Source organism: Paraburkholderia sp. RL18-085-BIA-A, assembly GCF_046027075.1.
Taxonomy (GTDB): domain Bacteria; phylum Pseudomonadota; class Gammaproteobacteria; order Burkholderiales; family Burkholderiaceae; genus Paraburkholderia.
Genome location: NZ_JARESU010000209.1, coordinates 1 through 10364 on the forward strand (window position 1 = coordinate 1; position 10364 = coordinate 10364).

At 65.5% G+C, this 10364-nt stretch carries 10 protein-coding genes; all 10 read right to left on the reverse strand.

Going from position 1 to position 10364, the window contains the following annotated elements:
• Positions 1-85: 85 nt before the first annotated feature.
• A complete protein-coding gene (locus P0D89_RS48240) occupies positions 86-1390 on the reverse strand; it encodes a DUF3443 domain-containing protein (protein WP_408363678.1) in 1305 nt (434 codons plus the stop codon).
• 14 nt (positions 1391-1404) lie between these two features.
• Entirely contained in the window at positions 1405-1950 is a 546-nt protein-coding gene (locus P0D89_RS48245) for a DUF2844 domain-containing protein (protein WP_408363676.1), read from the reverse strand.
• A gap of 334 nt (positions 1951-2284) precedes the next feature.
• The gene (gene cheZ / locus P0D89_RS48250) at positions 2285-2995 is read right to left on the reverse strand and encodes a protein phosphatase CheZ (RefSeq protein ID WP_408363674.1); all 711 of its coding nucleotides are present in this window, start codon (positions 2993-2995) and stop codon (positions 2285-2287) included.
• A gap of 1 nt (position 2996) precedes the next feature.
• Entirely contained in the window at positions 2997-3392 is a 396-nt protein-coding gene (cheY, locus tag P0D89_RS48255; protein ID WP_007179968.1) for a chemotaxis response regulator CheY, read from the reverse strand.
• Between the two features lie 61 nt (positions 3393-3453).
• Positions 3454-4542: a protein-glutamate methylesterase/protein-glutamine glutaminase gene (locus P0D89_RS48260; protein WP_408363671.1), complete on the reverse strand. Its 1089-nt coding sequence runs from the start codon at positions 4540-4542 to the stop codon at positions 3454-3456.
• A 5-nt stretch (positions 4543-4547) separates the two neighbouring features.
• Entirely contained in the window at positions 4548-5261 is a 714-nt protein-coding gene (gene cheD / locus P0D89_RS48265) for a chemoreceptor glutamine deamidase CheD (protein ID WP_408363669.1), read from the reverse strand.
• Positions 5258-6247: a CheR family methyltransferase gene (locus P0D89_RS48270; RefSeq protein ID WP_408363668.1), complete on the reverse strand. Its 990-nt coding sequence runs from the start codon at positions 6245-6247 to the stop codon at positions 5258-5260. The genes cheD and P0D89_RS48270 overlap by 4 nt, the downstream gene beginning before the upstream one ends.
• 204 nt (positions 6248-6451) lie before the next feature.
• Positions 6452-8371 carry a methyl-accepting chemotaxis protein gene (locus P0D89_RS48275; RefSeq protein WP_408363666.1) on the reverse strand — a complete coding sequence of 640 codons (1920 nt, stop codon included), beginning with the start codon at positions 8369-8371 and terminating at the stop codon, positions 6452-6454.
• Between the two features lie 51 nt (positions 8372-8422).
• Positions 8423-8959, reverse strand: coding sequence for a chemotaxis protein CheW (gene cheW / locus P0D89_RS48280; protein ID WP_408363664.1), 537 nt, complete (start codon positions 8957-8959; stop codon positions 8423-8425).
• Positions 8960-9046: 87 nt separating this feature from the next.
• Positions 9047-10364 (reverse strand): chemotaxis protein CheW (locus P0D89_RS48285; RefSeq protein ID WP_408379039.1); only part of this gene is annotated, 1318 nt, incomplete at its 5' end.

The following is a 10364-nucleotide window of genomic DNA, read 5'->3' on the forward strand; positions in this document are numbered from 1 at the left end:
TTTTTTTCCTCCGGTGCCCGGCGGGGGCCCGGGGGGTTCGGGGGGGGGGCGCCTCTGGCGTTGGCTTCGACCCTGGCGCGACGCGTCAGAAGGCGACGAAAGGCGACGGGCCGCCGGTCGAGGTCCTGTCGAAGCCGTAGAACACGTGACGGCCATAGAAGAACGGCAGACCGAGGTCGAAGCTGCTATTGCCGCCGATCTGTCCGCCGAGGTTGTTGAACGCGAAGTTGTTGCCGTTGCCGAACAGCGTGGCCGCATTGAGAATGCCGATGTTCGCGTTCGTCGTCACCTTGTTCAAGCCGACCAGCGTAATCGAGCGGGTTTGCGCGGACGACGGGCAGTAGAAGCCCGCGAAGTTGCTGCCGCACTGCGCGAGCGAGCTATCGCCGAAGAAGTAGGCGTTCGAGCCCGAGTCGAGGAACGCCTGCACCGTCGTGCCGTTGAAGGTGCTGTTGTTGAGGTCGCCAAAGGGGTCGGTGGTGAAGACCTGCGCCCCGCCGAGCGCATTGTTCGACTGTGTGTTGATCCCGAACACCAGCGTCCCGCTGGCCGACGCTGCTCCCGCGTCCGGTACCGGCTGCATCTGCACGATCACGCCGTTGTTGTCGGCCGCGAAGTTCGCCGCCGGATTAGCGACCTGCTGATTGAGCGGCACCGCGGTACGGGTACACGACGTTCCGCCCGGACACGCAAAGTAGTTGCTGAAGTTCACGGCGGTCGCCGGGTTCGCGCAGGTCGCGCCGCAATCGGTGAGCGCCGTGCCGACGCCGAGAATGCCGTTGGCGCCGAGATCGCTGACCGTGTTTTCCGCCGACCCGCCGCCGCAAGCGCTCGCGGGCACCGTGCTGGCGTCCTTGTCGCCGATGATCTGCAGCGGGATGGCGGTTGTCGTAGTCTCGCCGCCGATCGAGATGGTCGCGGTGCGCACCGTGCCCCAGGTGAAGCCGTCGGCGAAGGTCGCGCACTCGGCGAGCTGCGCGTTGTTACTACCCACGGTGCTGGGCGGCAGCGCATTGAGCAGCGACGCGCTGAACGCCGAGCTCGCCACCCGCAGTCCGAACGAACCGGTGTCGAGCTGGATGTTGTTGATGGTCTGGCAGATCGTCGTCGAACCGGGCGCGCAAATTCTCACACTGACCGACGGAATGTTGATGACGCCGCTCAGGCCCCTGCCGACCGTGATCGGCACGGTGTTCGCGGCGTTCGCGGCGATCGGCTGCTGAGTCGGGCTGGCCGGCAGCGAACCGCCGTTCAGGATGCTCGACGAATTGTTGCTGGAGCTGCCGCTGTCTCCGCCGCCACCGCACGCGGCGAGTGTTGCCAGCAGCGCGGCGGCCAGCACGGCGCGCAGCCGGTCTTTGAGATTCACACCAATAGAGATGGGTCGCATGGTCGTCCTCGCCATTACTGGATGTCGGAGCCGCTGACGCCGGCGGGCAGCGCGGGCGGCAGCCACGCCTGACCGCTGAACGCGCCCATATGGCCGCCGGAACGCACCACGAGACCGCTCTGATCGACGCTGACGGGGCCGTGGCCACCGCCGCGCGCCGCGCGCACGGCCTTGACGCCGGTCACGTATTGCGGGAAATAGCTGCCGAGCAGATCGTTCAGATCCGGCATTTGCGGGCCGCGCCACGCGATGCCGAACACCGCGCCGTCAGCGGCGAGGTATTCGCGGACCACGGTGCCGTTGCCGAGCGCGGTTTCACGCACGGTGTAGGACGCGGAAGCCGAGGTTGACGAAGCCGCGCCCGATGCCGAGCGCATCACGCCCTGCGCGGAGTTGGCCGCGCTTCCGGCAGGCTGGACGACGCGGGAAGAAACCGACGCGCCCGGGGGCGGCGTCATCGGGGCACCGCCCAGCCCCGCGTGAGCGGGCTGCGCGGCGAACAACGAACAAGAAAAGGCAAGCGCCGAAACGATTCCGGCGCGGCGTACACGACTCCACATGGCAATGCTCCTCCCGAACTACGGCCTGGCTCGCGAGGCGCGCGAACCGGCTGCGTGTACGCAGATGATACGGCACTGCTGCGGTCGCACTCGGGAAGGAGCTTCCTCACCGTGCCACCGGCCGGCGAATCCTCATTGCCGGAGCGGGGTGCCGCTGCTCGAGTTCGTAGTATGCCTGTGGTTCGTCTCGGGAGACAGCAAGCGCACCCGCGGGCGTGGCCTGCCATACATCCGGGCCGCGCGCGGCGCCCGGATGGTTATCTGAGGAAACCGCGCGCGGGTGGTGTGACGCAACTGCGCGCGGGGAGCTTGCGCGACGAGGCGCCCGGCCGCGTCAGAAGCCGAGGCTGGCGAGCAGATCGTCGACTTGCGACTGGTCCTGCATCACATCCGTCTTGCCTTCCGGATTGATCTGCGGACCGTTCAGCAGATGTTCGGGGCTGCCGGTCGGCGACACTTCCGCTGCCAGCGCCGCCGCGTTCGCCGCGAACTGCTCGCGCCGCTCGAGCGCGATGTTCTCGACCAGCACGCCGAGCAACTGCTGCTCGATCAGGTACACGACGTCCGTGATCTTCTTGATGACCTGGCCGGTCAGATCCTGGAAGTCCTGCGCCAGCATGATCTCCATCAGTTGCGCATTGGTCGCGCTGGTCGCCTCGGGCACGCCGCGCAGGAAGGTGCGCGTGTCGTTCATCAGCGCGCGCACTTCCTCGCGATCGATCGGCGCCGCGTACCACTGCTCCCAGCGCGCGTCGAGTTCGCCCGCGTCCTTCTGCAACTGCTCCTGGACCGGCTTGGCGACATCGATTGCCGACAGCACGCGCTCGGCGGCCTGCTCGGTCATGTCCGCGATGTATTTCAGACGGTCGCGAGCATCGGGAACGGCTTCCGCCGCGCGCTCGACATGCTTGTCGAGCCCGAGCTCACGCATCGAATCGCGCAGCGTGCGCGTCAGTTGTCCAATGCGAGCGAGAATGCGGTCGGACGCGAAGTCGCTGCTCTCGCTGACCGCGTCGGCGTGAGGCGCAGGGGTCGGCAGAGTCACGTCAGCTCCCGGCTTTCGCCATCTTCTCGAGAATCTTGTTGAGCTTCTCGTCGAGCGTCGCGGCCGTGAACGGCTTGACGACGTAACCGCTCGCGCCGGCCTGCGCCGCCGCGATGATGTTTTCCTTCTTCGATTCGGCCGTCACCATCAGCACCGGCAGATGCGTGAGGTTGGCGTCGGCGCGGATTTCCTTGAGCATTGCCAGACCGTCGAGGTTCGGCATGTTCCAGTCGGAGATCACGAAGTCGTAGGTGCCTCCGCGCAAACGCGCGAGACCGGCCTGGCCGTCTTCCGCTTCGTCGACGTTCGAGTAGCCCAGCTCCTTGAGCAGGTTGCGGACGATCCGGCGCATCGTCGGAAAGTCGTCAACCACCAGAATCTTCATTCCCTTATCCATTTCATTCCCTTTGCTTGTTCCATGTTGCGGCGCTTGACCGCCTCAAACTATCCGGCCCGCATCATACCCGCTGTACGCGATCGCCCATCGACGACAAACGCGCCATCACGCGCCGGCTCATTTCCGGCAGCGCCGCGATTTCGTCCGCCGCGCCGAGCGCAATCGCTTCGCGCGGCATGCCGAACACGATACAGCTCGCCTCGTCCTGCGCAAGGGTGTACGCCCCTGCTTTTTTCATCTCCAGCAGTCCAACGGCGCCGTCGCGTCCCATCCCGGTCAGGATCACGCCGACCGCGTTCTTGCCCGCATGCTGCGCGGCCGAGCGGAACAGCACGTCGACTGACGGACGATGCCGGTTGACCGGCGGCTCGTCCGACAGATGCGCGATGTAGTTCGCGCCGCTGCGCGCCAGCAACAGATGCGCGTGGCCCGGCGCGATATACGCGTGGCCAGGCAGCACACGTTCGCCGTGCTCTGCTTCTTTAACGGTAATCCGGCACAAACCATTGAGGCGTTGCGCAAAAGATTTCGTAAACCCCGGCGGCATGTGCTGCGCGATCAGCACCGCGGGTGCATCCGGCGGCAGCGGCACCAGCACTTCGCGGATCGCCTCGGTGCCGCCCGTCGACGCGCCGACGATGATCAGCTTCTCGGTACTGAGCAGCGGATTGTTGAACAGCGGCGCAGCGCCCGCCGGCGCATGCGCGGCCTGCGCCGCCGCATGCTGCACCGGCGCGGCCTGGCGCACGCGCGCGCGGGCCGCCGCGCGAACCTTGTCGGCGAGCTTTTCCGAGTAGTCGAGCATGCCGTCGCGAATGCCGACCTTCGGCTTGGTGACGAAATCGACCGCGCCCAACTCCAGCGCGCGCAGCGTGATTTCGTTGCCGCGCTCGGTCAGCGACGACACCATCACGACCGGCATCGGCCGCAAACGCATCAGCTTCTCGAGGAAGTCGAGGCCGTCCATGCGCGGCATTTCGACGTCGAGCGTCAGCACGTCCGGGTTGTGCTGCTTGATGAGGTCGCGCGCGACCAGCGGATCGGGTGCGGTCGCCACAACGGTCATGTCCGGCTGGCCGTTGATGATCTCGGTCATCAGGCTGCGGATCAGCGCCGAATCGTCGACGCACAGTACTTTGATCTTTTGCACAGCGCTCACGCCTCCTCTGTGGTTCTGGCGTTGTTTGAATTCAGGGGGCGCGGGCTCGCGCCGAACAGTTCGATTCTCGGCCGCGTGGCGGCCGGCGTCGCGAACAGTTCGACGCGCTTGCGCGCCGCCGCCAGCCGCTCGGCGCGCGCTTCGGCGCTCTGTCGCACGAGCGCCTGTTCGCGCTCGGCCACGCCCGCTTCCTGTTGCAGGCGCAGCTTCTTGACCATCACCTGGCCGGTACGCGGCATGAAGGCGACCTTGCGCGGATGCGAGCCCTGCAAATCCTCGGCGACGATGCGGATCTTTTCGAGCGCCAGGTAGCGGCGCACGAACTCCGAATTGCGGTCGCCGATATTCATCGTCGTCATGCCGGCGAGCACGGCACCGCCGCCGAATACCTTCGCTTCGAAGCGCTCGCGGCGGCCGCCCGCCTTGATCAATTCGTTGATCAGCACTTCCATTGCGTACGCGCCGTAGCGCATCGAATCCGATGCGGCTTGCGCGACGTCCGCGCCATCGTCGGGCAGCATGAAGTGATTCATTCCGCCGATGCCCGCCGTGCGGTCCTGGATGCAGGCCGCAACGCACGAACCCAGCACGGTGACCAGCACCATGTCTTCGTGGGTGGTGTAGAACTCGTTGGGCAACAGTTTCACGCCGGGGCGCTGGAAGTGGTTGTCGTAGTACAGGTTGGATGCGATCGGCAGGGCGCTGCTCATGCCGCCACCCCGCTCGTCGTGTGATGCGCCGCTGCGCTCGCCGTGCTGCTAGTGCGCAACGGCATGCGCGCGCCGGTTGCATCGCGCGTCAATTCGTAGACGGTCTGGCCGCGCAGCTTGAATGCCTGCGTCACGTACGTGAAGTTTTCCGAGTGACCGGCAAACAGCAGGCCACCCGCCTTCATCAGCGGCTCGAAGCGCGCGAGCACTTGCGCCTGCGTCGGCTTGTCGAAATAGATCATCACGTTGCGGCAAAAAATCGCGTCGAACTGCGAGCGCAACTGGTAGTCGCGGTCGGTCAGGTTCAGCTGTTCGAAGCGCACCAGCGCGCGCACTTCGGGGCGCACCTTCACCATGCCCGCATGCGCGCCGGTGCCTTTCAGAAAGAAGCGCTTGAGCCGTTCGGGCGACAGGTGCTTCACCTGGTCGAACTGGTACACGCCGGCTTCGGCTTTCGCGAGCACCTGGGTGTCGATGTCGGTGGCGAGCACCGAGGCCTGGCGCGCGCCGCTGTCGCCGAGCGCTTCGATCAGCGTCATCGCGATCGAATACGGCTCCTCGCCGGTCGATGCCGCCGAGCACCACACGGATACCGGCTGTGCGCGACGCGGCGCGAAGTCGGCGAGGATCGGAAAGTGGTGCGCTTCGCGGAAGAACGCGGTGAGGTTGGTGGTCAGCGCATTGGTGAACGCTTCCCACTCGGCAGGATCGTTTTCCGCTTCGAGCAGATCGAGATACTGCCGGAAGGCGTCGAGGCCGCGCGCGCGCAAGCGGCGCGCGAGGCGGCTGTACGCCATGTCGCGCTTGTGGTCGGACAGCGAAATGCCCGCGCTGCGATGAATCAGTTCGCGGATGCGAGCGAAATCCGCAGGCGTGAATTCGAAATCCCGTGCCTGGTCAGAGGGCCTGGCTGGCTCCGCCCTGTCAGGGATGGCCCGATCGGGACCTGCCCGGCCGGGACGTTGCTGTGCGCGCGTTGTCATCATTTGCATTCCTGCCTGTGATACGAGCCATTCCGTTTGCCACCCGAAGCGGACTCCTGGGCAGAAGCAATTGTGTTCGCGGGGTCGCGCCCTCCCGCGAGATCTGCGAACACACAGTCGGCCCGCGACACGCCATACCAGCGTGCTTCGATGATTCGCCCATCAACGGGCGAGAAGCCGAATGACTGCATGTCTTTGTGCCACTTCCTAAAACGTTTCCCAATCCGCGTCCGAGCCAGCTGCGCCCGAGCTAGCTGCGCCCGGGCTTGCGAGAGCCGGGCGTGCAGCGGACTGGGTAGCCGCGCGGGGCGTCTTGGGCTTGAGCGCCGGTTCGACACGCGCGCCTGCATCGTGGCTCGCTGAAGCCGGCGCGGAGTTCGCGGGCGATGCCGCGCTGTTTCCGCTCACCACGCTCACTGCGTTTGCCGCATTTGCACTGCTTGCCGCCGCACGCGCCGCGCCATTCGCGGTCGACGCATGCGCAGCGGCTTTAACCGACTGCCGGCCCGCACCGCCATTCACGCGCGCCGCCGCCTGCGGTCGCACCGCTGCCGAGCCGCTGCGCGCCTGACCGCCTGCCACCTTCCAGCCATCCACCACCGCCTGCAACTGACGCGTCTGATCTTCCAGCGACGCCGCCGCAGCCGCAGCCTGCTCGACCAGCGCGGCATTCTGCTGCGTGACTTCATCCATCTGCACGACCGCGCGATTCACCTGTTCGATGCCGCCCGACTGCTCCTCGGAGGCCGCGCTGATTTCGCCCATGATGTCGGTCACGCGGCGCACCGCCTGCACGATCTCGTCCATCGTCGTGCCCGCGCGGCCGACCAGCGTCGAACCGCTTTGCACCTTGTCGACCGAGTCGCCGATCAGATCCTTGATTTCCTTCGCGGCGCTCGCGCTGCGCTGCGCGAGGCTGCGCACTTCGCCGGCCACCACCGCGAAACCGCGTCCCTGTTCACCGGCGCGCGCGGCTTCGACCGCCGCGTTCAGCGCGAGAATATTGGTCTGAAACGCAATCCCTTCGATCACGCCGATGATGTCGACGACCTTGTTCGAACTGGTCGCGATGCCCTGCATCGTCGTGACGACCTGGCTCACCACGTCGCCGCCGCGCGTGGCGATGTCGGACGCGTTCACGGCGAGCTGGCTCGCCTGGCGCGCGTTCTCGGCGTTCTGCCGCACGGTGCCGGTCAACTGCTCCATGCTCGACGCGGTTTCCTGCAGCGACGCGGCCTGCTGTTCGGTGCGTTGCGACAGATCGGTATTGCCCATCGCGATTTCGCGCGCGCCGGTGTCGATCGACTCCGCGCTGCTGTGAACCGCCTTCACCATCGTCGCGAGGCTTTGCTGCATCCGCTTGATGCCGTCGAACAGGTGGCCGATTTCATTGTGGCTGTACACCTCGATCGTCTCGGACAGATCGCCCGACGCGATTCGCTCGAAGCACGCCGTAGCGTCCTTCAGCGGCTGCACGATCAAACCGCGCAGCGCGAAGCGGATGCCCACCACCAGCAGCAACGCGAGAACCGTCATCGCGACAATCAGCGTCATCATCAGCGACGCATGCGCTTGCGCGCTCGCCTGCTGGTCCATCACGCTCTTCTGCAATGCCTTGACGACTGCCGACGCCGCCGCGTCGTACGCGATGAACATCGGGCTGATCTTCGTATCGGCGATCGTATGATAGGTGGCCATGTCGTTCGCGTTCAGCGCCGCGAACTCCGGCTCGACGCCGTCGCGCATCACCGTCGTGCGTTTGGCGAGCACGTCGTCGAGCAAAGCCTGATCGATGCCGGGCTTGGGCGCGTCGAGATACGTCTGCCAGCTCTGGTTGCCCAGCGCCAGCAGTTCCTGCGCGCGGCCGAGCGCTTTCTTCGCCTCATCGGCATTGCCTGCCGCCGACAACGTGTCGAAGCGGTCCACCGCGACCCGCGAACGCAACAGATACGAACCCGCGTCGTCGAGTGCATGAATCGCCACCAGGTGGCCGCGCGCAATGCGGTCAAGCGACTGGCTCGTACGATTCAGCGCGGTTAGCCCGAGGGCGCCGACCACTACGGTTAGCGCAGCCAGAAGGGCCCCCACCATCGTCAGCGACGTGCGGATCGACCACCTGCTCAGCATCTTGACGCTCCCATTCCTGTATTTCGTTCGCGATTTACCACTGTTTTCCGATCAAACGCCGAGCGACTCGATCAACGCCATTTCACGGCTGGTCATCAACTTTTCGATGTCCATCAGAATCAGCATGCGGCCGTCGACGGTGCCCAGGCCCGTCAAGTACTCGGTCGTCAGCGTCGCGCCGAATTCCGGCGCCGGCATGATCTGATCGGTGGCGAGCGTCAGCACGTCCGACACGCCGTCGACCACCATCCCGACCACGCGATGCGCGACGTTCAGGATGATCACGACCGTCTGATGGTCGTACTCGACGCGGCCCAGATGGAACTTGATGCGCATGTCGACGATCGGCACGATGATGCCGCGCAGATTGATCACGCCCTTGATGAACTCGGGCGCATTGGCGATCCGCGTCACGTTGTCGTAGCCGCGGATTTCCTGCACCTTGAGAATGTCGATGCCGTACTCTTCGGCGCCGAGCGTGAAGACGAGGAATTCCTGACCGCCGGCGTCCGCCTGCTGCGCATCGCGGCGGCTGCTCGTACCGTTCGCGTTCGCGCTGCTCGAATTGATGGATTGGACTTCTGCCACGTTAGCCCCCAAACGGTTGGGATGAAATGAGTTGAATGAGTGTTGCGAATGCCGTGTTTGTTGCGTGCCGTGCGAGCGTGACGGTCATCATGCGAGGCTCATCGCGCTGTGCGCGTTGCGCGTTTCGCGGTTCAGCGCCGCCACGTCCACGATCAGCGCGACACTGCCGTCGCCGAGAATGGTTGCGGCGGAAATGCCGTGCACCTTGCGGTAGTTCGTTTCCAGATTCTTCACGACCACCTGCTGCTGCCCCACCAGCTCGTCGATCAGCATCGCAAAGCGGCGCCCTTCTGTTTGCATGATGGTGACGATGCCTTGCGTCGGTTCCTGCTTCGCGTCCTCGACGTTGAACACTTCGTGCAACGCGACGAGCGGCAGATATTCGCCGCGCACGCGCACCACGCGCTCGCCGTTGGCCACCGTGTAGATGTCTTCGGCACGCGGTTGCAGCGACTCCATCACGAAGTTCAGCGGCAAAATGAAGATCTCGTTGCCGACCTTCACCGACATGCCGTCGAGAATCGCCAGCGTGAGCGGCAGAACGATGCGCGTGGTGCTGCCCTTGCCGGCATGCGAGGTGATTTCGACGTGACCGCCCATCGACTGGATGTTGCGCTTCACCACGTCCATGCCGACGCCGCGGCCCGACACGTCGGTGACCTGTTCCGCCGTCGAGAAGCCCGGCAGGAAAATCAGGTTCCAGACTTCTTCGTCGGACATCGTTTCGCTGACCTGCATGCCTTGCTTGGCCGCCTTCGCGAGAATCTTGTCGCGGCGCAGGCCCGCGCCGTCGTCGCTTACTTCGATGACGATATTGCCGCCGTGATGTGCCGCCGACAGCACCAGCTGGCCGGTCGAATCCTTGCCCGCCGCGCGCCGCGCTTCCACGGTTTCGATGCCGTGGTCGAGACTGTTGCGCACGAGGTGAGTCAACGGATCGATGATCCGTTCGATGAGGCTCTTGTCGAGTTCGGTCGCCTGACCGAAGGTGACGAGTTCCACTTCCTTGCCGAGTTTCGCCGCCAGATCGCGCACCAGACGCGGGAAGCGGCTGAACACGTAATCCATCGGCATCATGCGGATCGACATCACCGCTTCCTGCAGATCGCGCGCGTTGCGTTCGAGCTGCGCCATGCCGTTGAAGAGCCGGTCGTGCAGCGCCGGGTCGAAGGTGCTGGTGGTTTCCGCGAGCATCGCCTGCGTGATCACCAGTTCGCCGACCAGGTTGATCAGCTGATCGACCTTTTCGACGCCGACGCGAATCGAGCTGCCTTCCGCGGCCGCTGCGGCAGCGGCCGGACGGCCCGCCTTGCGGTCTTGTTCGGCAACCGCGCCGGACGCCGCGGGCGCCGGGTTCGTCGCCGCCGCCGGCTGAGCCGCGGCGGGCGCCCGCGCGGCCCGCCCG

Coding starts and splice junctions, on each gene's coding strand:
- P0D89_RS48240 (WP_408363678.1), bottom strand. CDS start 1,390: ATGCGACCCATCTCTATTGGTGTGAATCTCAAAGACCGGCTGCGCGCC.
- P0D89_RS48245 (WP_408363676.1), bottom strand. CDS start 1,950: ATGTGGAGTCGTGTACGCCGCGCCGGAATCGTTTCGGCGCTTGCCTTT.
- cheY (WP_007179968.1), bottom strand. CDS start 3,392: ATGGATAAGGGAATGAAGATTCTGGTGGTTGACGACTTTCCGACGATG.
- cheD (WP_408363669.1), bottom strand. CDS start 5,261: ATGAGCAGCGCCCTGCCGATCGCATCCAACCTGTACTACGACAACCAC.
- P0D89_RS48270 (WP_408363668.1), bottom strand. CDS start 6,247: ATGATGACAACGCGCGCACAGCAACGTCCCGGCCGGGCAGGTCCCGAT.
- P0D89_RS48275 (WP_408363666.1), bottom strand. CDS start 8,371: ATGCTGAGCAGGTGGTCGATCCGCACGTCGCTGACGATGGTGGGGGCC.